Origin of the sequence: Halosaccharopolyspora lacisalsi (genome assembly GCF_014137975.1) — a bacterium.
Classification (GTDB): Bacteria; Actinomycetota; Actinomycetes; order Mycobacteriales; family Pseudonocardiaceae; genus Halosaccharopolyspora; species Halosaccharopolyspora lacisalsi.
Genome location: NZ_JACGWZ010000006.1, coordinates 315,631 through 342,186 on the forward strand (window position 1 = coordinate 315,631; position 26,556 = coordinate 342,186).

Sequence of the window (26,556 nt, forward strand, 5' to 3'; positions counted from 1 at the left end):
CTGCCCTTGAACACGATGCCCACGGCGGAGAACAGCTTGCGAAGCAGGCCGGCGCACTGCGGGCATTCGGTCAGCGAGTCCTCGCTGAAGGACTGCACTGCTTCGAAGTTGTGCCCGCATTCCTTGCAGGCGTACTGATAGGTGGGCACGGCCGTCAACCTCCGGGTAGACCATCGGCGTTCGTGGTGACGCCGATCGCGAAGCATTGGCACTCGTACTACATGAGTGCCAACACGATAATGCGTCAAACAAGATGCCCGGTGCAAACAGTGCTAGGTCACAGGGGCAGCGTGACGACCCCCCGGCCCGGGGTGAGTACGGCGTTCATTCGCACGTCATGAGCTTCGCCGGGTAGGTCCGTAACGAACTCGTTATCGTCGACTACGCCGACGAGCCGTGCCCGGGGGTGAGCCAGTGGCAGTGACCGATCGTAGTGGCCGGCGCCGCGTCCCAGTCGAACCCCCCTGCCGTCCACCGCGAGAGCGGGGACGAACACCACATCGGCGTCGCCGACGGCATGCTCCCCGAGTCGTGTCCCGACCGGTTCGCGCAGGCCGTAACCGGCCGGACGCAGCGAGTCGGCACCGGTGTACTCGGCCCACTGCAGCGGCTGCGCACCGACCACGATCGGCAGCAGCACGCGGCGGCCGTGCTCGCGAAGTCCGTCGAACAGGGCCAGCGTGCCGGGTTCGGAGCCGATCGGGACGTAGCCGCACACGGTTTCCGCGCCGAGGTCGGCGATGTACTTCGACGCCGCCGCGGCCAGCCGGCTCGCCTGCCACGAGTGCGTGGCCTCGGTGAGCGAGGAGCGATCGGCCAACAGGCGGGTGCGCCACTGCTTCTTGAGGGCGCCGTCTTCTGCGGAGAGCGTCACAAAGACGAGAGTAGTCGTTATCGCTAGGCTCGCGAACCATGAGTAGCCCAACGAACAAGGCAAGGACCACTCTGAAAACCGCTATTGTGCCTGCCGCAGGCTTGGGAACCCGTTTTCTGCCGACCACCAAGTCCGTTCCCAAGGAGTTGCTGCCCGTGGTCGACACCCCGGGCATCGAACTGGTGGCCTCCGAGGCCTCCGAGGCGGGAGCGAGCCGGTTGGTCATCGTCACGTCACCGGACAAGCAGGCCGTCACCCGTTACTTCGAGACCCAGCCGGAGCTGGAGAAGACGCTGGAGGAGCGCGGCAAGGACGAACTGCTGCGCAAGGTCCGCCACGGGCCCTCGCTGATCGACGCGGAGACGGCGATCCAGGAGAACGCGCTGGGACTGGGCCACGCGGTCGGTTGCGCGAAGGCGAACCTCGACGCCGATGACGACGCGGTCGCGGTGTTGCTGCCGGACGACCTGGTACTGCCGCGGGGGGTGCTCTCCCGCATGGAGGAAGTGCGTGCTCGTTACGGCGGCAGCGTGCTGTGCGCCTTCGACGTTCCGGAGGACCAGACGCGTTCCTACGGCGTGTTCGAGGTCTCCGACACCGACGCCGACGACATCAAGCGCGTCCACGGGATGGTCGAGAAGCCCGCACCGGAGGACGCCCCCTCCAACCTGGCCGCCGCCGGGCGCTACGTGCTGGACCGGGAGGTGTTCGACGCGCTGGAGCGAATCGAACCGGGTGCCGGGGGTGAACTGCAACTCACCGATGCCGTAGCGTTGTTGATCTCGGAGGGTCACCCCGTGCACGTCGTGGTGCACCGGGGGTTGCGACACGATCTGGGTAATCCGGGTGGGTTCCTGAAAGCCGCTGTGGACTTCGCGTTGGAGGATCCCGAGTATGGTTCCTCTCTACGGGACTGGCTCGATCAGCGTTTGCGCGGGAGCTGACGCCGGTCCCCAGAGGTGTGCCGTGCGTCGCGGAAGAGGTCGACAGCCATGAGGTCAGTGGACGAGCAGCTCGCACGCGTTCTCGCCACGGGGGTACGGCCGTCTCCGGTGCGCGTGGCGATCTCCGAGGCGCAGGGACTGCTGTGCGCGGAAGAGGTCGTCGCCGAACAAGCGCTTCCCGGGTTCGACCAAGCCGCCGTGGACGGTTACGCGGTGCGCAGCGTCGATGTCCAGCACGCGGACGAGGAGGCGGCCACGCTTCCCGTAGTCGGTGAGATTCCCGCGGGTTCGCGGCAGCCGCGCCGCCTGCAACCGGGTCAGGCGGTCCACGTGGTCACCGATGCGCCGTTGCCCACGTTGGCCGACGCGGTGGTGCCGCTGGAGTACACCGATCAGCATCCGGCCAAGGTCACGGTGCGTCGCTCGGTCCCCTCCGCGGCGTTCGTGCGGCGTACCGGTGAGGACGTGCGGACGGGGGACGTGGTGGTGCGACGGGGCACGTTCATCGCGGCCGCCCAGGTCGGCCTGCTGGCCGCCGTCGGCCGCACCAAGGTGCTGGTGCATCCCCGACCGCGGATCTCGCTGATCTCGGTCGGTGACGAGCTCGTCGACACGGACCGCTCCCCGGGGCAGGGGCAGGTCTACGACGTCAACTCCTACGCGCTCAGTGCCGCGGCCAGGGAGGCCGGGGCGGAGGTGACCCGCGTCGGCGTCGTCGGTTCCGATTCCAGGCGGTTACGGGAGGTGATCGAAGGGCGGCTGCTGCTGTCCGAGATCGTGGTGATCACCGGGGCGGCCGGTGGGTCGGCCGGTGCCGAGCTGCGCTCCTCCCTGTCCGACCTGGGCGATCTCGACGTGACGCGGGTGGCGATGCATCCCGGGTCGGTGCAGGGCTTCGGCAAGCTCGGTCCGGACAAGGTGCCCACCTTCCTGTTGCCTGGCAACCCGGTCAGCGCCTTGATCGTCTTCGAGGTGCTGGTGCGGCCGCTCATCCGTTCGGCGCTGGGCAAGACCAGTCCGCACCGGCGCAGCATCCCGGCCGAACTCGTTTCGCCGGTCGAGTCGGCGTCCGGGCGACGCGGGTTCCTGCGTGGCCGACTGCTGCGTGATTCGGACAGCGGTTCCTACTTGGTCGATCCCGTGACCTCGGCGGGGGCGCTGGCCTCGCTGTCCGAGGCCAACTGCCTGGTGGTCGTCGACGAGAACGTCACCGAGGCCGCCGCCGGTACGGCCGTGCGGGTGAGCTTCCTGTCGCAGCGGGTCTGACGGGGTGCGCGATGGACGGCTTCGAGTCCCGGACCGCTCGTCATCCCGGTCGCCATCCGGGGTGGCCGGCCCGTCCGGGGCCGTTGGTGACCACCGCCGGTGAGGTCGCGCTCCGTCCGCCACGGCTGCGTGACGGTTCGGCGTGGAGCGAGATCCGGTTGCGGGACCGCGCCTACCTGCAGAGGTGGGAACCGACCTCGTCCGGTGACTGGGAGGAGCGCAACTCCGCGCTGGCCTGGCCGGGGCAGTGGAGCGCGCTGCGTGGGATGGGCCGTAGCGGTCAGGCGCTGCCGTTCGCGATCACCGTCGACGGCCGGTTCGCCGGTCAGCTCACGGTCGGCAACATCATCCGTGGCGCCCTTTGCTCGGCGTGGCTCGGATACTGGGTGACGGAGCAGCTGGCCGGCCGGGGAGCGGCCACCGCGGCCGTGGCTCTCGCCGTCGACCACTGCTTCGGCCCGGTGGGGCTGCATCGCCTGGAGGCCACCGTCCGCCCGGAGAACACCCCCAGCCTGCGGGTGCTGGAGAAGTCGGGTTTCCGGTGCGAGGGGCTGTTCGAGCGGTACCTCGATGTGGCGGGGGCGTGGCGGGATCACTACGTCTACGGCCTGACGGTGGAGGACGTCCCGGAGGGTGCGGTCGCGCTCCTGCTCCGTACCGGGCGCATCAGCCGCCCGTGATCGGACCTCTCGGGTTTACCTGATCGAGATATCCGTCACTCTTTCGTGGTCGGTGATCGAAGCGGTCGTTCGGTGGTACCGGTGTTCCGCGGACTCTCACCGAAGGTCACGCGGGTCTCGAGGAGTAGCGGATACCCCCGAACGGGGACTTTTCCGATGGAGCGGGAACGGTAACGCTTCGGCGTGGCTCCGAGACAGAAATGGCAGTGATGATTAGCGTGACGTTCGCAGGCGCGTGCTGCCGTGGCTTCAGGGGGAGGTGACGAGGCGTGAGCTCGTTGATCTTCGTGGCGCTGGCGGCAGCTTGGTTGTTCGTGCTGGTACCGATGTTCGCCCGCCGCCGCCAGCGAATCGCCCGGACCACCGATTCCGCGCTGGCGGCACGGGTGGTTCGGCGTGGGGGGACTCGAAGGCCGGCAACCGGTACGCGTGGAAACGACAGGGTGGAGGAGGCTTTCGCGATGCCCGACGCCGACCGGCACGAGACGGACGTGGACTCGACGGACCTCGAGGACGAACAGCGTCAGCAGGTCCACAGCGACGACGCCCGTGCGGGACGCCGGTACCGGCCGGGGCGTGGGGGGTTCGACCCCGAGGCGGCTGCGCTCGCGGCCCGGACGAAGTACGCGCGCAGGCAGCGCATCGTGCTCATCGTCCTGCTGGCCGCGGTGGTTACCGCCGTGATCGCCGCGCTGGCCTGGCCGGTCCTGTGGTGGCTGCACGTCCTCGTCGATCTCGGTCTGGTGGGCTACCTCGTCTACCTGCGCAGGCAGGTGCGGATCGAGGAGGACATCCGTTCGCGAAGGCTGGCACGGCTCTCCGGTGACTCCGAGGAGGACGACGACGCCTCGGAGGAGGGGTACGAGCCGGAGTCGGCCGAGTACGCCGACCACGAGTCGGAGGAGTACTCGGCGGGAGGCCGGGAGCCCGGGGAGGACGATCCCGCCACGCAGGCCGTCATGGTCGACATCGACGAGGACGACCCGATGTTCGACGAGCTGGACGAGCGGACCTGGCGGCCCTACCGGCGCGCCTCGGGTGAGTGACCGCGACGGCGCGGGGAGGGGGTGTCGTCGAGGGGCTGTTCCGGCTTGCTATGCTGTTCGAGCACTCGTTGAGGGGCGCCCTCGGCGGGACAATCGAAAAGGGGCTGTAGCGCAGTTGGTAGCGCGTCTCGTTCGCATCGAGAAGGTCCGGGGTTCGATTCCCCGCAGCTCCACCGAACTCGCACCGTGCGAGTAGTTCTTCCGAGGCCGTTTCCGCCGACAAGGCGGGGGCGGCCTCCTTGTTGTCACGGTGCGGGATGCTCGTACGTCGTCGCGGCGGCGTGTGGAACCTGAGCGCCGGCCGCTTCCGTCAGCCGGAGAGCAGTCTCATGGCCCTGGCGGAGGCGGTGCCCGGGTCCGCGGTGATGAAGACGACCTGCTGGTCGTCGGGGATGGTGAGCACGTCGCAGTTGAGGTGCAGTCGGCCGGTCTCCGGATGGCTCACCGTCTTGGTCCGGTGGCCCGGGGGGCGCACTCGGGCGGTGTCCCAGGCCGCGGCGAACTCCTCGCTGCCGTTGCGCAGCTCCGCCAGCAGGCGTGCGAGCGGCTCGTCGTCCGGGTAGCGGTCGGCGGCGCCGCGCAGCCGTGCCGCCGCGATGTGCCCGAACTCCTCGCTGCCGGAGACCTCCCACGGGTTGAGGTGCAGGAACCGACGGCGGGCCAGGTTGGGCTCCTCGTCGAGGTTTCCCAGCAGGGCTTCCGCGAGCGGGTTCCGGGCGATCACGTCGTAGGTGGCATCGGTGACGACGACTCCCGTCGCGGGTAGCCGGTGCAGCAGCTCGACCACGTGCGGGCGGACCCGGCGTGCCGGGGCGGTGGGTGGCGGCGGAGCCACACCCGTCAGGCGGAACAGATGCGCCCGCTCGGCCGGGGTGAGCCGGAGCGCATCGGCGACGGAATCCAGGATCCGCGGTGAGGGGCGCGGTCCTCGGGCCTGCTCGAGCCGAACGTAGTAGTCGACGGACATGGTGGCCAGGTCGGCGACCTCCTCGCGGCGCAAGCCGGGCGCGCGGCGGCGCGGACCCGTGGGCAGGCCGACGTCTCCAGGACGTAGGTTCTCCCGCCTGTCACGCAGGAAAAGAGCCAGCTCCCGTCGCGTCACTCGCCACCTCCCCGGGGATCCAGGTATCGGTTATACCTGGTTCGCCACTTCGCCGGACGCCATCGTCGAGGGCATGAACAGCTCCATCGCGCTCGTCACGGGCGCCAACAAGGGTATCGGCAGGGAGATCGTACGACAGCTCGTGGCGGCCGGATTCACCGTCCACGTCGGCTCGCGCGACGCCGAGCGGGGACGGCGGACCGTTGACGAGATCGGCGGCAGCGCTCGGCTGCTGACGCTCGACGTCACCGACGGTGAGAGCGTCGCCGCTGCCGCGCAGCAGGTCGAGGACCTGGATGTCCTGGTCAACAACGCCGGTCTCGGGACCGACGACAGGCCGGCTCCCGAGGCGGACGTCGACGGCTTCCGGCGGACGTACGAAACGAACCTGTTCGGGCCCGTAGCGGTGACCAACGCGTTTCTCCCGGCGTTGCGCCGGTCCGCGAGGCCGCGAGTGGTCAACGTTTCCAGCGGGACCGGGTCGCTGACCTGGAGCACGGGTCCGGAGGCCCGGTTCCCCGAGGCCGGGTGGGCCGCCGCGTACCGGTCGTCGAAGACGGCGCTGAACGCGCTGACGGTGTTCTACGCCCAGGCGCTCGCCGGTGAGGGCTTCAAGGTCAACGCGCTCGCACCCGGACTGCGGGCGACCGACCTCAACCCGCGCGCCGCGGCCAGCGACGGGGATCCGGCCGAGGCTGCTCGGGGAGCCGTTCGGCTGGCGCTGCTGCCGGACGACGGCCCCACCGGCGAGTTCCACTCGTGGGGCGGAACCGCTGTGCCGTGGTGAGCTCCCGGGCGGCGAATCGCGCCACTTGACTTCGATTATGGTCGAAGTTCGATCCTGTTCGCGGTTGGTCGAAAAATCGGGATTCAGCGAGGTAGCGAGATGCGAGCAGTGCGAGCCACGGGATTCGGCGGTCCTGACGCGCTGGTCATGGATGCGGATCCGGAACCGGTGGCCGGGGCGGGCCAGGTGGTGATCGAGGTGTCGGTGGCACCGATCGACTTCATACAGACGCAGCTGCGTCGCGGGTCCACTCCCGGACCGCCGCTGTCGGAACCGCCGTACGTTCCCGGAACCGGTGTCGCCGGAACGGTCGTTTCGGTCGGCGACGGCGTGGACGCCGGGTGGATCCGGCGCCGTGTCGTCGCTCGTACCGCGTCCGGTCTGGGCGGGAACGCCGAACGAGCGGTCGCGGGCGCGGATTCGCTCATTCCCGTCCCCGACGCGCTCGAACTGTCCGATGCCGCCGCACTGCTCGACGACGGTGGCACCGCCATCGGGCTGGTGGACAACGCACGAGTGCGGCCCGGTGAATGGGTGCTGGTCGAGGCGGCGGGAGGTGGACTCGGCAGCCTCCTGGTGCAGCTGGCTCGTGCCGCGGGTGCGCACGTGATCGGTGCGGCGCGCGGGGCGGAAAAGCTCGATCTCGCCGGCGAGCTGGGCGCCGCCGCCGTGCTCGACCACTCGCAGCCGGGCTGGACCGAGCGCCTGCGCGAGATCACCGGTGGAGCCGGACCGGATCTGGTGTTCGACGGAGTGGGCGGGGAGATCGGCCGGTCGGCGTTCGAGGCGACCGCTCGCGGTGGCCGCTTCTCCGTGCACGGGGCCTCCAGCGGTGCCCCCACGGTGATCGAGGAGAGCGACGCGGCCCGTCGCGGAGTGACCGTGATCGGGCCGGACCAACTGAACGACGCGTTCCGGGCGGGTACGAACAAGAGCGCCGAGACCGCGATGGCCGAGGCGGTGGCGGGCAGGATCGCACCGGCGATCGGTCGCACCTTCCCGCTGGAGCAGACCGACCGGGCGCACGCGGCGATGGAGGCTCGTACCGTACCCGGCAAGACCCTGCTGCTCGTGTGAGCAGCAGTCGGGGCACGTCCCCGTCTCCGGGCGCCGCGACCGGAGACGGGGACGTGCCCCGGTCGGCACGGCCCGCGACCTCAAGCCCGCATCGTTCCCTCCCGCAGGTACTTCACGTGCCAGGACAGGGACTCGTCGAGCAGGTGCGGGGTGTGTCCGCCGTGGGAGCCGGCCAGCGAGCGCTCGTAGTAGTCCCGCAGCGCGGGCCGGAAGTCCGGGTGCGCGCAGTGCTCGATGATCTTCCGGGCGCGCTGCCTCGGTGCCAGACCGCGCAGGTCCGCTGCGCCCTGCTCGGTGACGAGCACGTCGACGTCGTGCTCGGTGTGGTCGACGTGCGAGACCATGGGCACGATGGTCGAGATCGCACCGCTCTTGGCCGTCGAGGGGGTGACGAAGATCGACGTATAGGCGTTGCGGGCGAAGTCCCCCGAACCGCCGATGCCGTTCTGGACGCGGCTGCCCATCATGTGGGTCGAGTTGATGTTGCCGTAGATGTCGGCCTCGACGATGCCGTTCATCGCCAGGCAGCCCAGTCGGCGCACCACCTCGGGGTGGTTGCTGATCTCCTGGGGGCGCAGCAGGATGCGTTCGCGGTAGTCGGCGGCGTTGTTGTTGAACCTCTCCACCGCCGCGGGGCTGAGGGAGAACGCGGTCGCCGAGACCGTGCGCAACGTCCCCGAGTCGATGAGGTCCAGCATCCCGTCCTGGATGACCTCGGTGTAGGCGGTGAGCTCGTGGAAGGGACCGTCCCCGAGGCCGGCGAGCACGGCGTTGGCGACGTTTCCCACGCCGGACTGCAGCGGTAGCAGGTCCTGGGGGAGGCGTCCGTGGCGTACTTCCGAGCCGAGGAAGTCCAGCACGTGCCCGGCGATCATGCGGGACACCTCGTCGGGCTCCTTGAACACCGTGTTGCGGTCGGGAGACTCGGTCTCGACCACGGCGACCACCTTCTCGGGCGGGCACTCCAGGTGGGGGACACCGATGCGATCGCCGGGCTCCGTCAGCGGGATCGGGTTCCGGTGCGGGGGCAGCGCGGTGCCGTAGTAGATGTCGTGCATGCCCTCGAGCTGTTCGCTCTGCCAGGAGTTGACCTCGAGGATCACCCGATCGGCCTGGTCGATCCAGGTCTTGTTGTTTCCCACCGAGGAAGACGGGATCAGCCTGCCGTCCTCGGTGATCCCGCTGATCTCCACCACGGCGACGTCCAGGGGACCGAGGAATCCCTGCCAGACCCGCTGCGCGACGTGCGAGAGGTGGATGTCGGTGTAGTCCATCGCCCCGGAGTTGATCTTCTCGCGGCTGACCGGGTCGGACTGGTAGGGCAGCCGCAGTTCGATGCCGTCGGCCTCGGCGAGGGCACCGTCGAGCTCGGGAGCGGTGGAGGCTCCGGTCCACAGGCTGACTCGCATCGGATCTCCCGAGGCGTTGGCCTCGGCGAGCCGTTTGGCCAGTGCCCCGGGGACCTCCTTCGGGTATCCGGCACCGGTGAACCCGCTCATCCCGACGTTGGCCCCCGCCGGGATCAGCCGGGCCGCCTCGTCGGCCTCGACGACCTTGCTCGCCATCCGGTGGTTTCGGATCCTTCCGGACATCAGTGGCTCCATTTCTCCGGGTGCGCGGCCGCTGTCCGACCGATTCGCCGAATCGGTCGCCGCGCTGTCGGCTCGATGACGTTGTCGTCGGCTTTTCGAACGATTCCCCGTGTTCGGGCGTTCGACTGTGACGCGGATCGTATGGTGCACGTCTCAGCGCGCAAATCGTGACTTGTGCAACAAATCCGGCGTCGAGGGCTGTGGCGTCGGTCTCCGGAGCGCTCCCGCCCGGTGGGTGTCGATGTCGCAGTACTGTTCCTGCGCTGGTGAAATACGAGATCGCCTCGGCGGTCCGAGAGGTCGGCGACCGAGCCTCGCGTGCCGGTGGTGACCGTTCGCGGCGATGTTCGTGCGGCGACACGAGCAATCGCTGAGCGAACACGCGGGGATGGATTTCCGGCTTCCGGCAGGGTGTTCGCGGCCACTGGAAGGACCGGAGAACCTCCTGGTCAGGCGGCTTTTTCGCGTCGATGTGGGAATACCGCGCCATTTGCTGTGCAGAGGGTCACAGGGATTTCCCGCTTGTCTCGCGGACTCCGTGCCCTAGCGTCATGAGCGGCACACGGAAATGTGTCCCCAATAAGCCGGGCAATGACGCCGCCGGCATCGAACGCCTTATGGATGATGGCGTCACTGCGCCGGAGTTCGTGAGTCTCCGACAGCTCTTCGTGGTGGGACATGCCGCGCTGTCGGGACCATGCCGCACATCATGTCGGTGTGTGGTCGAAACGAGTTCGGGAAACGGAGTATGACCAAGAGCGCGAACACGAGTCCGCACGAGGACCGCAATGCCGATTCGAGCGTCAGTTCCATCGAGCTGGAACAGCAGGTGTTCGGTGACGATCCGACCCAGGTTCGTGACACCGATCACTACACCCGGGAGTACGTCGGTGGATTCGTCGACAAGTGGGACGACCTGATCGACTGGAAGAAGCGTTCCGAGGGCGAGGGGCGGTTCTTCATCGACCAGCTCAAGTCGCGGGGCGTGCACAGCGTGCTCGACGCGGCCACCGGAACCGGTTTCCACTCGGCTCGCCTGGTGGAGGAAGGCTTCGACACGGTCAGCGCGGACGGCAGCCCGCAGATGCTGGCCCAGGCCTTCAGCAACGGCCTGGCCTACGGTGGTCACATCCTGCGGGTGGTCAACGCCGACTGGCGCTGGCTCAACCGGGACGTGCACGGCGAGTTCGACGCGATCATCTGCCTGGGAAACTCGTTCACCCACCTGTTCTCCGAGCACGACCGGCGCAAGGCGCTGGCCGAGTTCTACGCCATGCTCAAGCACGACGGCGTGCTGATCATCGATCAGCGCAACTACGACGCCGTGCTGGACGAGGGTTCCGGCAGCAACCGCACCTACTACTACTGCGGTGACCAGGTTTCGGCGGAACCGGATCACGTCGACGAGGGACTCGCCCGGTACAAGTACACCTTCCCGGACGGCAGCGAGTTCTTCCTGAACATGTATCCGTTGCGGAAAAAGTACCTGCGCGGTCTCATGCGGGACGTAGGATTCCAGAAGATCGACACCTTCGGTGATTTCCAGCAGACCTACACCGAATCCGAACCCGATTACTTCATCCACGTGGCGGAGAAATCGTATCGGGAGTCGAGTGAACTGAACGACGCCTGATCGTCCTTCTCGGGCACCCCGCCGAGGTCCTCGGGAACCACGAGTGACCGCGCCGTCGCCGAGTCCCGGTGCCGCCGGGCTCGGCGACGGCTGCGTTCGCCCCGGCTACATCGGCGTGGCGGGCTTCAGTCTCAGGTCGGCCTCGATGCGGGAAGCGGTCGTGCGGAGCCGGGGGACGACCTCGTTGTGGACCACGTCCTCGGGTGCGCTGCTGGAGTGCAGGGACACGTTGACGGCGGCGAACACCCGCCCCTCGTGATCGCGGACGGGCACGGCGACGCCCCGCAGGCCGGTCTCGAGCTCGTCGTCGGTGATCACGTAACCCTGCCTGCGCACCGCCGCCAGTTCCGTGCGCAGGGTCTCCCTCCTGGTGACGGTGCTGTTCGTGATCGGTCTGAGCTCCATCGCCCCGAGCCTGGCCTCCAGGCGTTCGGGCGGCAGCCCCGCGAGCAGCACCTTGCCCATCGAGGCGGCGTACGCGGGGACCCGGGTGCCGACCGGGATGGTCGCGGACAGCAGCTTGGGGCTGGGGGCCTGAGCGATGTAGCAGATGTCGTCCTGCTCGAGCACCGCCATCGAGCTCGTCTCCCGCAGCTCCGCGGTCAACCGCCTCAGGTGGGGTTCGGCGATCTGCGGCAGCGGGCGGCTCGACAGGTAGGCGTAGCCGAACTCCAGGACCTGGGGAGTGAGCGTGAACAGCCGCCCGTCGTGGTCGAGGTAGCCCAGGTCCACCAGCGTGAGCAGCAGGCGGCGGGCACCGGCACGGTCCAGCCCGGTCGCGTGGGCGACCTCGGTCAGCGTCAGTTCGGGCCGGTCGGCGGAGAAGGCGCGCAGTACCGCCATCGCCCGCTCGACGGCCCTGACGAAGTGCTCACCGCGTTCCTCACCCATCCCACCAGGCTAAGGCGCGCCGGTGGTCGTGGTGGCGCGCCGTGGTCGATGTTCGTCCGCGAAGCCTGCGAGGGTCTGACCAGTGCCAATGGTGTCGTCACCGCTACGCGGCCCGGCACCGACACCCTGGTGAGGTCGCTGCGCACCGGCGTCGAGTTCCGCCTCGACGAGGGCGAGTGGGCGGCCTTCGTCGCCGGAGCCGTCGACGGCGAGTTCGACTTCACCGCCGCCGCGCTCGCCACCACGTGCTGATCACCGGTCGACCTACGCAGAAGGCGGATAACGCGTTTCACCGGCGGGCGAGCTGGCCCACTCGCTGATGTGACAGTCCGAGCGCACGGCCGGCATCCCGCAGGCTCACCCCGGCTCGCCGGAGGATGCGTACCGCTTCGGCCTGCTCTTCGGCGGCTGCCTGCTGGGTCTGCTGCGCCTGGTCCCGTAGTTCGTCGGCCTGCTGGAGATGAGTGCGTACCTCGTCCGGAAGTCGAATGTCGAGGTGCAGTTCGATGGCGCTCGGTTCCACTTCGATCCCGTCGGTTTCCTCCAGCATGGCACTGATGAGGTCGCGGGCCACTTCGTCTGCTTCGGCGAGCGTGCGTCCCTGGGTGACCCGGTCCACTTCGGGCACGTGAACAGCCCACCACTCGCCGTCGCGGGTATGTCCAGCACCTGGCAGACACGAGTGTCCAATAGTTGGTTTACCACACATGAAGGTGTCCAACCCCCGGTTCACGAGGCCGAGATGCCGAAGGTCCCGGACGCGCCGGTGAACGGGGTGATCCGTCCGGTGACGTCCTTGGCGTCGCCGTGGTGCACGACCCGATACACGCCCGGGGTCGTGTCGGCCGGAACGTCCCAGGTCACGGTCGCCGTGGAGGCGGCGACGCCCCGGCGTGCCCAGTGGTGCTTCGTCGACCAGTCGCCGTCGTCGGCCACGGCGGTCCAGCCGGAGTCGTCGCGGCGCTGCACTTCGAGGTAGGTCCCGTCCCGGTGCAGCTCGTTGCCCGGATGAGCGGAGGCGAACACGACCCGGACTTGCTCGCCCGGGCGGTAGGACGCCTCCGGCCCTTCGAGGACGTCACCGAACTCCTTGCCGAGCGGCGGTGCGTCGAGCACGACCCCGGGTTGCAGCTCGACCTTGCCGCCCTCGGGATCGGCGGAGGGGGAGGGCCCCTCGTCGCTGGGGCGCCCCGCGGCCATGTCGGTGGCCAGTCTCGCGAACTCCTGCTGGTAGGCGGGCAGCGCCACCGTCCGAACGTGGTGTGTCCGCCCTCGTAGGACTGCTGGTCGTACTCCTCGGGCGTGGTCAGGTAACCGGCGTAGTCGTTGGCGTAACCGGCCACCAGGACGTCGGCGGTGTCGACACCGAGCCGTCGGGCGACCGTGCGGCGCAGTCGCAGCCCGGCCACGATGCTGACCTCCTGCGCCAACGCGATCAGATGCAGCGTCCCGATGCGGATCAGCTGGACGGGCAGCACCTCGGGCGTCCAGCCCAGCGCCCCGACGGCCAGCAGGACGTCCTTGGGCGCCTGGCAGTCCTGGAGCTCGGGGGAAGCCCGGTACAGGGCCTTGCTGATGGTGCCGAAGAAGGGGTTGTTCCCGCGCCTTCTTCGAAGATCGAGGGTCCGGGTCCGTCCTCGGCCCCCGCTGCGAACGCGGCACCCAGGACGGCTTCGCACGTGGAGTGCGTCCGACCGTCACCGGTGAACTCCGGGAGCACCGTCACCGCGCTCATGTCCACGTGGGACGTGCGGAAGTCCACGCCGCCGCGCATCCGACGCCCCGGCTGCCGGGCCAGCTCCGCCGCTGCCTCGTACTGGCGCCGACCGATGATGCGGGTGTTGGCGAACTCGTCGTCGGTCGGTCCTGTACCGGGTTTCAGCGCCAGGTTCGGGGACATGTCCGCGCTGTTGGACTGGGCGAACGCCGCCACGAAGCCGGGCTCGCCAGAGCGGTGGTCCACGCCGGAGCCCTCCTGCTCCCAGCGGTAGGCGGCGTACCCCTTGTTGTCCCCGCTGATCAGGGTGTTGTCCGGGCTCAGGCTCGTGGCGTGGGTGGCGAACCAGTTGATCACGCCGACCGGCCCGTCCCCGCGCCCCACCAGGTACGGCGCGGATGGCTCGGCGTCGGCCTGTGCGCTCCCGGTGGTCCCGGTGGTGGCGAGTGCGGCGACCGCGCCCTTGAGCAGTGGTCGCCGTCCCAGCGACGGACCCTCGTGCATCTCGACCTCCGAGGTGATCGTGATGCGGGTCACGGTCGTCGACGAGCAGCTGAAGTGAAAGTTTTTCATTTTGGTGCCGGATCGATCAGCTGCGGCAGCATGGCGCTCATGCGCCTGGTTTTTTCGGCCGACGAGGCTGAGCAGTACTCCGCCGCTCGGGACGAGCTCCTGGAGTCCGTCGCCGAGTGGGCGCGACGGAGCGGACGAGAGGGGGACTCGTTCGCCCTGATGGCCGCCCTGGACGGCAAGTACGACCGCGACGGGAGGCTCGATCGGTGGCGGTCGGCCGATCTGCGCGCGCTGTTGCTGGAGTGGTTTCCCCGCAAGGCCGCTCTGTCGCTGCCGGAGTGCGGCGGTGTGGTGCCGACGCTGCACGCGCTGGTCGACTTCCTGGGGCAACGTCGGTGGCTGGGCTCCGGCAGCGCTCCGGTGGCCGAGCTGCACGCGACGATCGACGAGAACCAGCGGGCGTTTCTGGACGCGATGGCCGACGAGCGCAACTACGACATCGGCAAGTTCTGGACCACTCGGATGATCGAGCACGGTGTCGACCCGGAGGACCAGGACGCCGTGCGGCGGTTCATCGACGCGGTGCACTCCGGTGAGGTCACCGTGGACCAGAGCGTGCTGGACGAGATCATGCGGCGGCGGGAGTCGGAGGCCGATCCGGTGCCGTCCGGTCCGGAACTGCCCGAACCGGCACCGGTGCGACTGCCCCCGGAACCGGAGCTGATCGAGGCGGCGCGGGCCGCCGACATCGTCGCGCGGTTGCGTACGTTCGCCGGATGGCTGGGTACGGGACGTACTCTGACCAGGACCGGCCGCCTGACCGTCGCCCAGGGGCGGGAGCTGGCCGAATCGCTCGGCGTGGACCGGTCCGCGCCGGCCAAGACACGCAGCAGCGCGTCGCTGCCGCAGGTCTCGCTGACCGTGGCCTGGGCGAAGAAGGCTGGGATCGCGCGGACGGTCAAGGGCAAGCTCGTCCCGGTCAAGAAGGCGGCCCCGCTGCTGGACAAGCCGCTCGAACTGTGGGGAAGGGCGTTCGACGCGTTCGGCAAGCTCGGCGTCGATCTCTGTGACTCCGGAAGCGCTTCGCTGCTGGCGTGCTCGTTCGACGAGGTGCTCCCGGTGCTGTGGTGGGGGCTCTACTCCGGTGGCGAGTCGCCCCTTCCGGAGGAGCTGCTCCACCTCGCGGTGCGGGACACCCTCGTGGCGACTTTCGATCTCGGGGAAGCCGAGGCGGTGAGCGATGCCCGGCAGCACCTGTGGCGGCAGGACCTCGCCAGGATGCTCGACGCGTTGCGGGATCTGGGCGCCGTGACCCGGTGGGACAGTGCCGATCCCGCCGATCGGGCCAAGATCGCCGAGATCTCCGGGCGGGACGATCCGAGCATCACCCTGGTTCGTCCGGCACCGCTCGGACTCTGGAAGATCAACGGGATGCTGCGTGATCAGGGATTTTCCGCGCCGGTCGAGGGCGAGGCGACCACCGCGTAGGTAGATCCGCGTGGCCGCTGAGGTGTTCTTCCCGGCCACGCGGGGTTTGTGCAGTTTCGCGCGAAACTGCACAAACCCCGCGTGGCTACGGCGGTTACCGGGGTTCGGCGTCCGTCACTTCTCCGGTAGTTCCCCGGCGTAGCGCAGGAAGTCGACGATGCCGAACTCGCTGCCGACGCCACCCACCGTGGGCTCCCAGCGCGGGAACACCGACAGGTAGGAGGTGGGATCGGCCTGCAGCAACCCGACCAGCGTCTCGGCGACGATGCGCCCGCCCACGGGACCCAGCTGCCTGCCCGCGTGCAGTACCTCGGCTTCCTTGAGCAGGTAGTACCAGAGGTAGATCGGTCCCTCGCTTTCCAGCTCCTCGTCGCCGAGCGGGATCTCGCCGATCTTGCGGGCGACGTCCTGCCCCGATGGCAGCTGCTGGGTCTCGCTGCGCAGCAGATTGCGCACCACCAGCGAGCCGAGCTGGGACGGCAGCGCCCCGTCCACCGCACCCGGCACCGTACGCACCGGCAGATCCAGCAGCCGGGAGTTGAGCTTGGCCTCCAGCCGCTTGGCCTGCGCGGCGCGTACGTCCGGGTCGGCCTGGAAGAAGTACCGCCAGTCCACCTTGTGCTCCGGCGCGACGGGGGACCTGCCGCGGAGGTCGGTGCGCGGAGTGTCGGGGGCCTCCGGGTCCTCCGGGAACACCGGGGCGAAGAAATCGTCGTTGACTCGATAATGAGAGCGGATGGTGGCGTGGCCGAAGCGGAACCCGGCCACCGAGAACTCCACCGGGATGAACGGTCTGTCCCCGGGATCGAAGTAGCGCAGGCCGTTCTCGGTGATGTCGTCCATCAGGTCCCTGCCGACCACCAGCGGCAGGAACTGGTGCAGCACGATCCACTGGTAGTGCCACCGCACGATCTGCTGGGCCTTCGCCAGCAGCTCGTCGTAGTAGTTGCCCAGCTCCATCAGATCGGTCAGCGGTGTTCCCGCCACGTCGTCCGGCGGCGGGCTCGGTTGCTCGGGGAAACCGGTCCCGAACACGTCGGTGATCTCGCCGGCACGCAGGTCGTCCACGACGCGGTTGTGGAACTTGGCGAAGGCCAGGTGCAGTTGGGAGATCAGCAGGTTCTCGTCGTTGCGCGGGTCCCCGATCAGCGCGATGCCGTCGGGAGTGCGCGTGTGGTCGTGGCCCCGGGGATGCAGGGAGAGCTTGGTCTGGTGCGAAGCGGGGTCGTAGAGGACCTCGTTGACCGCGGGCCCGCCTCCGTAGACGTGGTCGAGGTCGAGCCGGGGCGAGCGGAAGTTGCGCAACGCCTGCGGGTCGGTCTGCTGTCCCAGCATGCTGGTCGGGTCGAAAGTGATGTTGTGGTCCACGAACTGACCCAGGTAGGTGAATCCCGAGTCGAGAACCGCGCTCTGCTGGTCGTCGGTGGTGCGGCCGCCGTCGACCTTGCCGCCGGGCAGTCCGAACTCCTCGGCCAGCGGCAGGCCGGTGGCCCTGCGGGGCGGTACGTTCGAGAACATCCGACCGAACCGGCCCGAGAAGGTGCTGCCCTCGGGTACGTGCTGACCACGGTTCTGACATCCGTGCACTGCCATGAAGACCCCCAAAATCGGTCACTGGTGCTTGAACGGACAGTGATGACGTCGTGCTTGCGCCTACGTGACGTGCTGGCGCGGCGGTGACCCGGTCGGTTCCCGCCTCGTGCCGACCGGCGTCGCGGGATGCGAGTAGGCGGTCATTCGCGGTCTCGCTGCCCCCTCGCGAGAACTCGCTACTCCTCCAGGTGTGCCGATTTCCCTGATCGGCTGAGGGTGAAAGTAGGAGGTTGACTACTCAGTGGCAATGACCGGCGTTGTGAACCACTCGAATGGAGCAGGGGTTTCAAACGGGGTGAGCAGTCCGTCGCGGAGGAACGCTACGCCCCAGAAGAAGGAAAAGTTTCTGCGGTGAAGGTATTTTCCGGTAAATATTGCTTTCGATCATGCTGAGTAGTAGTAATTTTATGCAACGGGTCGATGTGCCGGGCAAGGTTGTCACCGTGATCGGAGGCCGAACATGACCGTGCAGCAGGAAACCGTCCTCGAGGCGACCAAGGACCCAGTCACCGAATTGCGTGAACGCGTGACGGGCGACCTGCTCGACGTCGTGGTGGATCTGGAGTCGGGACGCGGCTGTCGTCTGCGGGACGCGCGCGACGGCACCGAGTACCTCGACATGACGATGTTCTTCAGTTCCGCGCCGCTGGGGCACGGCCACCCGGGGCTGCGGGAGCCGGACTTCGAGGCGGCGCTGGTGCGGGCCGGCCGCGTCAAGCCGGCCAACCCCGACTTCGCCACCACCGAGCAGGCCCGTTTCGCCGAGACGTTCCAGCGCGTGCTGGGGGATCCGCGGCTGCCGCTGCTGTTCTTCATCGACGGCGGAACGCTGGCCGTGGAGAACGCGTTGAAGGTCGCCTTCGACTGGAAGACCAAGATCAATGCGAGGAAGGGGCTGGCCGTTCGGGGTTCGCGGGTGCTGCACCTCGAACACGCCTTCCACGGCCGCAGTGGCTACACGCTGTCACTGACCAATACCGATCCGGTCAAGATCCGGGACTATCCGATGTTCGACTGGCCGCGCATCCCGAGCCCTGCCGTCGTCCCCGGTGAGGACTGGGACGACCCCGAGCTCCTCCCGGAGGAGCGCGTGGCGGTGGAAGCCGCCGGAGCGGCGCTGCGGCGGTACGGCCACGAGATCGCGTGCTTCTGCTACGAACCCGTGCAGGGCGAAGGTGGAGACCGACACCTCCGGCCGGCCTTCCTGCACGCGATGCAGGAGCTCTGCGGCGAGCACGACGTGCTCACCGTGGCCGACGAGGTGCAGACCGGTGGCGGACTCACCGGCAGTGCCTGGGCGTACCAGACGCTCGGGCTCTCGCCCGACCTGGTCGCGTTCGGCAAACGAGTGCAGGTGTGCGGAGTGATGGGTGGTCGGCGGGTGCTCGACGTCCCCGACAACGCCTTCCGCGAGGGCAGCCGTATCAGCTCCACCTGGGGTGGTGCGCTGACGGACATGGTGCGTGCGACCCGGATTCTGGAGGTGGTCGAGGACGAGCACCTGCTGGACAGCAGTCGCCGCATGGGCGAGCTGCTGTTGTCCGAGCTGCGTGTGCTGTCCTCGGAGTTCCCCTCGCTGGTCGAAGCTCCGCGCGGGCGGGGTCTGATGTGCGCGATCGACTTCACCGACCCGGCGCTGCGTGACAGGGCGATCGCGGTCGCCCGCGAGCACCACAACGTACTGTTCCTGCCCTCGGGGCCGCGGTCGCTGCGCTGGCGTCCGTCGTTGTCGGTTCGGAAGGACGAGATCGCCGACGCGGTGCTGTCGCTGCGCAAGACCCTCGGCGAACTGGCACCGGGATGACGCTCCGCCTTCGGTGACCGAGCCTTCCGCGGTCGGTGGTTACCCGGTTTCGCGCGAAACCGGGTAATCCTTGAGGGGATCAGGTGCGGCGCAGCACCCACCACGCCTGCAGAGCGGCGTAGGACATGATCGCCGCACCGAGCAGGCTCGTCAGGTGGACACCGTGCGTGAAGGCGTGCACGGCCGCCTCGCGGAGCGCGCTCGCCTGCGCGGGAGGAAGGTCGGCTGCCACGGCCATCGCGCCGCCGAGGGTGTCGTGGGCGGTCTCCTGCGCGGACTCGGTGACGTCGGCGGGTGCCGAGCCGAACCCGCTGCGGTAGATCAGGTTCAGGAAGCTGCCCAGAATCGCCGTGCCCATCGCGGCGCCGAGCTCGTAACCGGTCTCGGAGATGGCCGAGGCGCCACCGGCCTTGCTCGCGGGCACCGCACTCATGATCACGTCGTTGGTGGCGGTCTCGGCGATCCCGGCTCCGGTCCCGGTCAGGACGAAGGCGATCACGACCAGGCCGATACCGCCGTCGACCGGTAGCAGCGTCATCACCAGGTAGCCCAGCGTGCTGCACAGCATGCTCGCGCCGACCAGTTCCGCGAGTCGAATCCGGCGCAGCAGTCGCACGGTCACCAGCGAGGCCGGGATGGACAGCACCAGCCCCGGAAGCAGCACCAGCCCGGCTTCCAGCGGGTTCAGGTTCAGCACGAGTTGCAGGTACTGGGTGATGAAGAACAGGCCGCCGACCATCACGAACACCGCGAGCAGGTTGCTGACCACGGCGACGCCGAACCGGGAGTTGGCGAACAGTTGCATGTCCAGCATCGGCGCGGGAATGCGGTGCTGGCGGCGGACGAAGAGCACGGTGGTGCACACCGCGACGATCATCGCGGCGGTGGCCGTGGCCGACCCCCCGTGCTCGGCGAGTTGTTTGATGCCGAAGACCAGGCTCAGCAGGGCGAGCAGGGACAGCGCCGCGCTCGGCACGTCGTAGCGTCCCGGCGCCGGATCGCGGGACTCCGGAATCAGCATCGGGCCGACGATCAGCAGCAGGACCGCGACCGGTGCGTTGATCAGGAAGACCGAGCCCCACCAGAAGTGGCCGAGCAACCACCCGCCGAGGACGGGGCCGAACGCGGCGCCACCGGCGAAGGTCGCCGTCCACGCCGCGATGGCGGTGGTTCGCGTGCGCGAGTCGGGGAAGATGTTGCGGATCAGCGACAGGGTCGAGGGCATCAGCGTCGCGCCCGCGACCCCCTGCAGGGCGCGTGCCGCGATGAGCATGCCCGCGCTGGAGGAGAACGCTGCCAGGATCGAGGCGGCGCCGAATCCGGCCGCTCCGATCAGCAGCAGGCGTCTTCGCCCGATGCGGTCACCGAGCGTGCCCACGGTGACCAGCAGTCCGGCGAGCATCAACGAGTAGATGTCGATGATCCAGAGCAGCTGACTGCCGGTGGGGCGCAGCTCCCGGCTGAGTTCCGGTACGGCGAACCCCAGCACCGTGTTGTCCACGGATACCAGCAGGACCGGCAGGAGCAGGGTCGCCAGGGCGAACCACTGCTTGTTCGTCGTCGAGGGCACCGGGGTGGTGCGTGTCATCGTCGTCATATCAACCGTCCGGACGGTTTAGTGAGCCGTCCGGACGGTATAGTAACCCTGCGGAAGATAGGGTTCAACCGTGGCAACCACACGCACGCGCGACCGCATCCTGGATGCGCTGCAACGCATCCTGCTCAGGCACGGGACGGCAGCTGTGACCCTGGAGTCGGTGGCCGCCGAGGCCGGGGTCTCCAAGGGCGGCCTGCTTTACCACTTCCGGTCCAAACAGGCGCTGCTGCAGGGGCTCACGGTGCGGTTGAGCGAGGACGCCGAGGCCGAGTTCGCCCAGGCGGAGCAGGAGGGCGTCGACGTCGCCCGCTACTTCCTGGAGACCTCGTTGCCCGGTTCCGACGAGGAGATGGCGCTGTACTGGTCGGTGATCGCCGCGCTGCGCACCGCCGAGGGGCTCACCGACGACGGTGCCCGGGTGCTGGCCCGCGTGTTCGGTCGTTGGTCGGAGTTGTTGACCGACTACATCGGTGATCCCGTGCTCGCGGAGACCGTCCGGCTCGTCGGCGACGGTCTCTACCTCAGCGCCCTGGCCGGGCTGCCCCAGCCGGAGCCACACGTGCTCCGCGAGATCTTCGACCGCCTGCTCACGAAGGTGTCCCAGGTGCGCGGGGACCCCTGAAGGAGCCTCAACGCCAGGAGGGCAACCAGAGCTCGGCCTGCCAGCGAGCCTCGGTGACGGGGAGACCGTCGAGGATCGGCCAGAGCCAGCTGAAGTTGGCCACGACGAGGCCGACGTAGAGCGCCACGACCAGCAACCCGGTCTTGCGCCGTTCCTTGCCGGCCTTGGCCGATCCGAGGATCTCGCCGAGCACGAGCACGATTCCCAGGACGAGGAAGGGTGCCAGGGGAGTGGCGTAGAAGTAGTACATCTGCCGCTCGAGGTTGACGAACCACGGCAGGAAACCCGCGCAGTAGCCGACCAGGACGGCGGCGTAGCGCCAGTCCATCCGGCTGGTCGCGCGCCACACGGCCCATCCCGCGACCGGCAGCGAGACCCACCACAGCGCGGGGGTGCCCAACAGCATGATGGCCTGGACGCAGCTGGCGCGGCCGCAGCCCGGCGTCCCCGACTCGTAGTAGTAGAGCATCGGCCGCATGCCCATCGGCCACGCCCACGGCTTGGACTCCCACGGGTGCGGGTCGTTGCCCGTGACCAGGTGCGTGTGGAACTCCAGGACGTTGAGGTGGTAGTACAGCCACGAACGGAGCATGTCCGGCAGGAACGCGAAACCGATGTCGTCGGCCGTGGCCACTGCGTGCCGGTCCGTGGCGGTGAGGCTGGCGAACCAGTTCGCCCAGGTCATCACGTAGATCAGCAGTGGCAGGGCCAGCAGCGATCCCAGCGCCGGAACGGTGTCGCGCAGCAGCGCTCCGCCCCACGGACGCCGCACTCCCGCATTGCGCCGCGCCAGCGCGTCCCAGACGACGCTGAGCAGACCGAACGCGGCGACGTAGTAGATACCGCTCCACTTGGTCCCGCAGGCCAGTCCGAGCGAGACGCCCGCGGCGAAGCGCCACCAGCGGAACCCGAGCCGAGGCCCCCAGACCGTCTCGCCGACACGGCCCTCGGTGACCACCCGTATCAACCGTTCGCGGACCTGGTCCCGGTCGACCAGCAGCAGGGAGAAGGCCGCGAGGACGAACATCGCGTGGAAGATGTCGAGCATCCCCACCCTGGACTGCACGTGGCTGAGACCGTCGCAGATCAGCAGCACTCCCGCCAGGGCCCCCAGCAGGGTGGAGCGGGTCAGTCGGCGTGCGGTGCGCACGATCAGCAGCACCATCGCGGTGCCCGCCAGCGCGGTGGCCACCCGCCAGCCCCACGGGTTGTAGCCGAACAGCCACTCCCCACTCGCGATCAGGTACTTGCCCACCGGTGGATGGGCGACCAGCTCGTAACCCGGGTTGTCCTCGAAGCCGCCGTTGCGCAACATCTGCCACGCCTGCGGCACGTAATGCTTCTCGTCGAAGATCGGGGTGCCCTCGTCGGTGGCCCACCCCAGTCTCCAGAAGCGCACCAGGCCCGCGATCGCGGTGATGACGAGCGTGATCACCCAGCTACGGAGAGTGTCCGCGGGCATCAGCGGGTTCAGCAGCCGTGCGCGGTCTCCCCCGCCCGGCGGCCGTGCCGGAGGAGTTTCGCCGACGTCGACCGGCGGGTTTTCGGCGTCGCGGCCACCGGAGTTCGGTACGAGGACACTCACACCCAAATCGTAGGGTGGAACACGTGAATGCCGAATCCGGATCGGGCACGCTCGTGCTGGCCGCCACCCCGCTCGGTCACGTGGGGGACGCTTCGCCCCGCTTGGTCGAGGCCCTGAAATCCGCCGCGGTCGTGGCCGCCGAGGACACGCGGCGGGTGCGCTCGCTGGCCAGTGCGCTCGGGATCACTCTCGGCGGTCGGGTGCTCAGTTACTACGACGCGGTGGAGCAGACGCGCACGCCCGTGCTCCTCGACGCGCTGCACGAGGGCCGCACGGTGTTGTTGGTCACCGACGCGGGAATGCCCAGCGTGTCCGACCCCGGCTACCGGCTCGTGTCGGCGTGCTCGGACGCGGGCGTGCCGGTGACGTGCCTCCCCGGGCCCTCTGCGGTGACCACCGCGCTCGCGATCTCCGGGCTGCCGTGCGACCGGTTCTGCTTCGAGGGCTTCCCGCCGCGGAAGCAGGGGGAGCGGCGGCGCTGGTTCGGCGGGCTCGTGGGCGAGCAGCGCACCTGCGTGTTCTTCGAGGCGCCGCACCGGCTCGCCGACACCCTCGCCGACGCGGCCGAGGTGCTCGGTGCCGAACGGCGGGCGGCCGTGTGCCGGGAGTTGACCAAGACCTACGAGCAGGTGCGGCGCGACCGGCTGGACGTGCTCGCGGAGTGGGCCGCCGAAGGCGTGCGCGGCGAGGTCACCGTGGTGTTGGCGGGGGCGGTCCCCGTGGCTTCGAGCGATCCCGCCGATCTGGTGGGCCGCGTGGAGGAGCGAGCCGCCGACGGTGTGCGGCTCAAGGACGCCGTCGCTGAGGTGGCCGAGATCGGCGGCGTTCGCAAGAAGGAGCTCTACGACGCCGTGTTGGAGGCACGTCGCTGATCCGCTGCTGCGTGTGCGCGGCCACGTCACGGCATTCCCGCACGTGGTGGGAACCGTGATACCGATACCGTGGGTAACCATGGATGTCCGGGTCATCGACCACCCCCTGGCGCAGGCAAGACTGTCCACGATGCGCGACGCGCGCACGGACAACGCGGCTTTCCGGGCCGCCTTGCAGGAACTGACGCTCATGCTCATCTACGAGGCCACTCGTGATTCGGAGGTGGACGAGGCGCCGATTCACACTCCGGTGGCGCGCACCACGGGTTATCGGCTGGCGAACCCGCCCCTGCTGGTGCCGGTGCTGCGGGCCGGTCTCGGGATGGCCGATCAGGCACACCGGCTGATCCCCGAGGCCAGGATGGGATTCGTCGGCATGGCCAGGGACGAGGAGACGCTGGAGCCGACTCCGTACATGGAGTCCCTGCCCGACGACCTGTCCGGTGTCCCGGTGTACGTGCTCGATCCGATGCTGGCCACCGGGGGATCGATGGTGCACACGATTCGGTTGCTGCACGAGCGCGGCGCGGCCGACGTCACCGTCATCTGCACCGTGGCCGCTCCGGAAGGCGTCGAACGACTCGACGGCTCCGGTCTGCCGGCGCGGGTGATCACGGCCGGACTCGACGACCGGCTCAACGAATCGGGTTACATCGTGCCCGGCCTCGGCGATGCGGGCGACCGCGAGTACGGACCCCGGTAGATTCCCGCGGCGTGTGCTGCGCGACCACCGGATGCCGGAGGCGGGCGTGAACCCGACCTCGAACCGGCGCCCCATCGAGCCCGACGTGCACCGCGATCTCGCCGGTGAGCTGACCTACGAGCGCTATCTGCGGCTGGACACGCTGCTGTCCTGCCAACGACCGGTGTCGAGCTCGGGGCATCACGACGAGATGCTGTTCATCATCCAGCACCAGACGACCGAACTCTGGTTCAAGCTGCTGATCCACGAGCTCCGCGCGGCGATCCGGCTGGTCGCCGCCGACGACCTGCCTCCGGCGATGAAGTCGCTGGCCAGGATCAAGCACATCCAGCGGCAGATGTTCGAGCAGTGGGCCGTGCTGGAGACGCTGACGCCGATCGAGTACGCGAAGTTCCGCGACGAGCTGGGGCACGCCTCCGGTTTCCAGTCCGGCCAGTACAGACTGGTGGAGTTCCTGCTGGGCAACAAGAACGCGGCGATGCTCGACGTGTTCGCCCACGACGCCGAGGCGGTTCGGGTGCTGCGCGAGGCGCTGGAGGCGCCGAGCCTGTACGACGAGTTCCTGGGGCACCTGGCCCGGAACGGCCACGACGTGCCCGCCGACCTGCTCGAACGGGACTGGACGCAGCCGTACCGCGAGCACTCCGGCCTGGTCCCGGTGCTCAAGCGCGTCTATGAGGACGCGGGAAACCACTGGTCCGAGTACGAGGCCTGCGAGGAACTGGCCGACGTCGAGGAGAGCTTCCAGCTGTGGCGGTTCCGCCACATGAAGACGGTGGAGCGCATCATCGGGCACAAGCGCGGCACGGGCGGTTCCAGCGGGGTCGACTTCCTGCGCGCGGCGCTGGAGCTGACGTTCTTTCCCGAGATCCTGACGGTGCGGACCGAGATCGGCCGGTGACGAGAGCCGAACGGGTGACGAACCGGCCCGAACCTTGACCCGAATTGGTTCAGACCACATGGTGTTGTACGGCTGTCCCGACGGCACGGGAGCGACACCATGTTCCAGATCCACCGTTTCCGCACCCCTGGCGATTACCGGACCTGATGGCCGGCGTCCTGGCGCTGGGGGTCTCGATGCCGGCCGCACCGGCGGGTGCGAGCGACTCGACCACGCAGTCGGAAGCCGCGTCCCAGGCCGGTGCCCGCAAGGTCGGTTACTTCACCCAGTGGTCGATCTACGACCGCGATTACTTCGTCAAGAACATCGACACCTCGGGGTCGGCCGCCGAGCTCACCCACATCAACTACGCCTTCGCCAACCTCGACGCCTCCGGGCAGTGCTTCCAGGGCAACGCTCCCGGCGAAGCTGACGCGTGGGCCGACTACCAGCGCCGGTTCACCGCCGCCCGCTCCGTCGACGGAGTCGCCGACTCCTACGACCAGCCGATGGCCGGCAATCTCAACCAGCTCGCCGAGCTCAAGGAGAAGTACCCGCACCTGAAGGTCTACATCTCCATCGGTGGCTGGTCGTGGTCGGACGACTTCCACGCCGCCGCGGCCACGGCACAGTCCCGCACGGCGCACGTGAAGTCCTGCATCGACATGTGGCTGCGCGGCGACCTGCCCCGGATCGGTGGTGCGCCGCAGGGTGGCGAGGGCGTGGCCGCCGGGATCTTCGACGGCGTCGACATCGACTGGGAGTGGCCCGGCTCCGAGGGAGGCCCCGGCAACGTCGTGGATCCCGCGGACAAGCAGAACTGCACCGCGTTGCTGCGGGAGTGGCGCACCCGGCTCGACGCGCTGGAGGCCGAGGCCGGCGAGCCCTACGACCTCACGGCGTTCCTGCCCGCCGACCCGGCCAAGATCGAGGCGGGATACGAGGTCGAGAAGGTCTTCGACCAGCTCACCTTCGCCACCATCCAGGGCTACGACCTCCACGGGGCCTACGAGCCGACCACCAACCACCAGTCGGCGCTCCGCAGTCCCGCCGGTGATCCGTCACCGAAGAGGTTCAGCATCGACAAGACCGTCAACGCCCATCTCGACGCGGGCGCTCCGGCGAACGAGATGGTGCTGGGCGTGCCCTTCTACGGACGTGGTTGGACCGGGGTGCCCGACGAGAACGACGGGCTGTTCCAGTCCTCGACCGGGCCCGCACCGGCGCCCTGCGAAGCCGGGTACCCGGGTACGCGGGCTACGAGACGCTGAAATCCGAGCGGAACACCTA

At 68.8% G+C, this 26,556-nt stretch carries 23 protein-coding genes, 1 tRNA gene and 3 pseudogenes; 16 read left to right on the top strand and 11 right to left on the bottom strand.

Going from position 1 to position 26,556, the window contains the following annotated elements; translation table 11 throughout:
- Positions 1-8: 8 nt before the first annotated feature.
- Together FHX42_RS27515 and FHX42_RS20330 are read right to left on the bottom strand one after the other, a co-directional pair.
- Positions 9-206: pseudogene (locus tag FHX42_RS27515) on the bottom strand (FmdB family zinc ribbon protein); the annotation flags it as partial.
- Between the two features lie 71 nt (positions 207-277).
- Entirely contained in the window at positions 278-874 is a 597-nt protein-coding gene (locus tag FHX42_RS20330; protein WP_182546013.1) for a 5-formyltetrahydrofolate cyclo-ligase, read from the bottom strand.
- 38 nt (positions 875-912) lie between these two features.
- Here FHX42_RS20330 and FHX42_RS20335 point away from each other — a divergent pair, with 38 nt between their 5' ends.
- From FHX42_RS20335 to FHX42_RS20355, 5 genes are all read left to right on the top strand, one after another.
- Complete coding sequence (locus tag FHX42_RS20335; protein ID WP_182546014.1) at positions 913-1,818, top strand: UTP--glucose-1-phosphate uridylyltransferase; 906 nt, start codon at positions 913-915, stop codon at positions 1,816-1,818.
- Between the two features lie 48 nt (positions 1,819-1,866).
- Positions 1,867-3,084: a molybdotransferase-like divisome protein Glp gene (glp, locus tag FHX42_RS20340; protein WP_182546015.1), complete on the top strand. Its 1,218-nt coding sequence runs from the start codon at positions 1,867-1,869 to the stop codon at positions 3,082-3,084.
- Positions 3,085-3,095: 11 nt separating this feature from the next.
- A complete protein-coding gene (locus FHX42_RS20345) occupies positions 3,096-3,764 on the top strand; it encodes a GNAT family N-acetyltransferase (protein WP_182546016.1) in 669 nt (222 codons plus the stop codon).
- 269 nt (positions 3,765-4,033) lie between these two features.
- A complete protein-coding gene (sepX, locus tag FHX42_RS20350) occupies positions 4,034-4,810 on the top strand; it encodes a divisome protein SepX/GlpR (RefSeq protein WP_328796488.1) in 777 nt (258 codons plus the stop codon).
- Positions 4,811-4,910: 100 nt separating this feature from the next.
- A tRNA-Ala gene (locus tag FHX42_RS20355) sits at positions 4,911-4,983 on the top strand.
- A 137-nt stretch (positions 4,984-5,120) separates the two neighbouring features.
- On the opposite strand, the gene FHX42_RS20360 is transcribed toward FHX42_RS20355, so the two are convergent.
- Positions 5,121-5,912, bottom strand: a complete 792-nt coding sequence (locus tag FHX42_RS20360; protein ID WP_182546017.1) for a helix-turn-helix transcriptional regulator — start codon at positions 5,910-5,912, stop codon at positions 5,121-5,123.
- Between the two features lie 73 nt (positions 5,913-5,985).
- On the opposite strand from FHX42_RS20360, the gene FHX42_RS20365 reads away from it, so the two are divergent.
- Together FHX42_RS20365 and FHX42_RS20370 are read left to right on the top strand one after the other, a co-directional pair.
- Positions 5,986-6,699 (top strand): SDR family NAD(P)-dependent oxidoreductase, encoded by a 714-nt coding sequence (locus tag FHX42_RS20365; RefSeq protein ID WP_182546018.1) that lies wholly within the window; start codon positions 5,986-5,988, stop codon positions 6,697-6,699.
- Between the two features lie 99 nt (positions 6,700-6,798).
- Positions 6,799-7,776 carry a zinc-binding dehydrogenase gene (locus FHX42_RS20370; RefSeq protein ID WP_182546019.1) on the top strand — a complete coding sequence of 326 codons (978 nt, stop codon included), beginning with the start codon at positions 6,799-6,801 and terminating at the stop codon, positions 7,774-7,776.
- A gap of 80 nt (positions 7,777-7,856) precedes the next feature.
- Here the strand turns inward: FHX42_RS20370 and FHX42_RS20375 are convergent, their stop codons facing one another.
- Positions 7,857-9,368 (bottom strand): acetyl-CoA hydrolase/transferase family protein, encoded by a 1,512-nt coding sequence (locus tag FHX42_RS20375; protein WP_182546020.1) that lies wholly within the window; start codon positions 9,366-9,368, stop codon positions 7,857-7,859.
- Between the two features lie 748 nt (positions 9,369-10,116).
- On the opposite strand from FHX42_RS20375, the pseudogene FHX42_RS20380 reads away from it, so the two are divergent.
- A pseudogene (locus FHX42_RS20380) lies at positions 10,117-10,986 on the top strand (glycine/sarcosine N-methyltransferase); the annotation flags it as partial.
- 120 nt (positions 10,987-11,106) lie between these two features.
- Here FHX42_RS20380 and FHX42_RS20385 read toward each other — a convergent pair.
- Entirely contained in the window at positions 11,107-11,892 is a 786-nt protein-coding gene (locus tag FHX42_RS20385) for an IclR family transcriptional regulator domain-containing protein (RefSeq protein WP_182546022.1), read from the bottom strand.
- 48 nt (positions 11,893-11,940) lie between these two features.
- Here FHX42_RS20385 and FHX42_RS20390 point away from each other — a divergent pair, with 48 nt between their 5' ends.
- Positions 11,941-12,144: a DUF397 domain-containing protein gene (locus FHX42_RS20390; protein WP_182546023.1), complete on the top strand. Its 204-nt coding sequence runs from the start codon at positions 11,941-11,943 to the stop codon at positions 12,142-12,144.
- A 37-nt stretch (positions 12,145-12,181) separates the two neighbouring features.
- On the opposite strand, the gene FHX42_RS20395 is transcribed toward FHX42_RS20390, so the two are convergent.
- The 3 genes and pseudogenes from FHX42_RS20395 to FHX42_RS26025 form a co-directional block, all read right to left on the bottom strand.
- Positions 12,182-12,520 carry a hypothetical protein gene (locus FHX42_RS20395; protein WP_182546024.1) on the bottom strand — a complete coding sequence of 113 codons (339 nt, stop codon included), beginning with the start codon at positions 12,518-12,520 and terminating at the stop codon, positions 12,182-12,184.
- 101 nt (positions 12,521-12,621) lie between these two features.
- Complete coding sequence (locus FHX42_RS26015) at positions 12,622-13,140, bottom strand: neutral/alkaline non-lysosomal ceramidase C-terminal domain-containing protein (RefSeq protein ID WP_220480603.1); 519 nt, start codon at positions 13,138-13,140, stop codon at positions 12,622-12,624.
- Between the two features lie 53 nt (positions 13,141-13,193).
- Positions 13,194-14,182, bottom strand: a pseudogene (locus tag FHX42_RS26025) (neutral/alkaline non-lysosomal ceramidase N-terminal domain-containing protein); the annotation flags it as partial.
- A gap of 39 nt (positions 14,183-14,221) precedes the next feature.
- Between FHX42_RS26025 and FHX42_RS20405 the strand changes: the two are divergent.
- Positions 14,222-15,610 (top strand): hypothetical protein, encoded by a 1,389-nt coding sequence (locus tag FHX42_RS20405; RefSeq protein ID WP_182546025.1) that lies wholly within the window; start codon positions 14,222-14,224, stop codon positions 15,608-15,610.
- 114 nt (positions 15,611-15,724) lie between these two features.
- Here FHX42_RS20405 and FHX42_RS20410 read toward each other — a convergent pair whose 3' ends face one another.
- Complete coding sequence (locus tag FHX42_RS20410; protein WP_220480605.1) at positions 15,725-17,128, bottom strand: peroxidase family protein; 1,404 nt, start codon at positions 17,126-17,128, stop codon at positions 15,725-15,727.
- A 535-nt stretch (positions 17,129-17,663) separates the two neighbouring features.
- Between FHX42_RS20410 and lat the strand changes: the two genes are divergently transcribed.
- Entirely contained in the window at positions 17,664-19,007 is a 1,344-nt protein-coding gene (gene lat / locus FHX42_RS20415) for an L-lysine 6-transaminase (protein WP_182546027.1), read from the top strand.
- A gap of 79 nt (positions 19,008-19,086) precedes the next feature.
- Here the strand turns inward: lat and FHX42_RS20420 are convergent, their stop codons facing one another.
- Positions 19,087-20,595 (bottom strand): MFS transporter, encoded by a 1,509-nt coding sequence (locus FHX42_RS20420; RefSeq protein WP_182546028.1) that lies wholly within the window; start codon positions 20,593-20,595, stop codon positions 19,087-19,089.
- Positions 20,596-20,674: 79 nt separating this feature from the next.
- Between FHX42_RS20420 and FHX42_RS20425 the strand changes: the two genes are divergently transcribed.
- Positions 20,675-21,226, top strand: a complete 552-nt coding sequence (locus tag FHX42_RS20425) for a TetR/AcrR family transcriptional regulator (RefSeq protein ID WP_182546029.1) — start codon at positions 20,675-20,677, stop codon at positions 21,224-21,226.
- Between the two features lie 7 nt (positions 21,227-21,233).
- Here FHX42_RS20425 and FHX42_RS20430 read toward each other — a convergent pair whose 3' ends face one another.
- Positions 21,234-22,811 carry a dolichyl-phosphate-mannose--protein mannosyltransferase gene (locus tag FHX42_RS20430; protein WP_182546030.1) on the bottom strand — a complete coding sequence of 526 codons (1,578 nt, stop codon included), beginning with the start codon at positions 22,809-22,811 and terminating at the stop codon, positions 21,234-21,236.
- Between the two features lie 14 nt (positions 22,812-22,825).
- On the opposite strand from FHX42_RS20430, the gene rsmI reads away from it, so the two are divergent.
- From rsmI to FHX42_RS20450, 4 genes are all read left to right on the top strand, one after another.
- Entirely contained in the window at positions 22,826-23,683 is an 858-nt protein-coding gene (gene rsmI, locus FHX42_RS20435) for a 16S rRNA (cytidine(1402)-2'-O)-methyltransferase (RefSeq protein ID WP_407926278.1), read from the top strand.
- A gap of 79 nt (positions 23,684-23,762) precedes the next feature.
- A complete protein-coding gene (gene upp, locus FHX42_RS20440; protein WP_182546032.1) occupies positions 23,763-24,386 on the top strand; it encodes a uracil phosphoribosyltransferase in 624 nt (207 codons plus the stop codon).
- A 46-nt stretch (positions 24,387-24,432) separates the two neighbouring features.
- On the top strand, positions 24,433-25,287 hold the full coding sequence (locus FHX42_RS20445; protein WP_328796494.1) for a tryptophan 2,3-dioxygenase: 855 nt from the start codon (positions 24,433-24,435) through the stop codon (positions 25,285-25,287).
- 146 nt (positions 25,288-25,433) lie between these two features.
- On the top strand, positions 25,434-26,537 hold the full coding sequence (locus tag FHX42_RS20450) for a glycoside hydrolase family 18 protein (protein ID WP_328796496.1): 1,104 nt from the start codon (positions 25,434-25,436) through the stop codon (positions 26,535-26,537).
- The last annotated feature ends 19 nt before the right edge of the window (positions 26,538-26,556 follow it).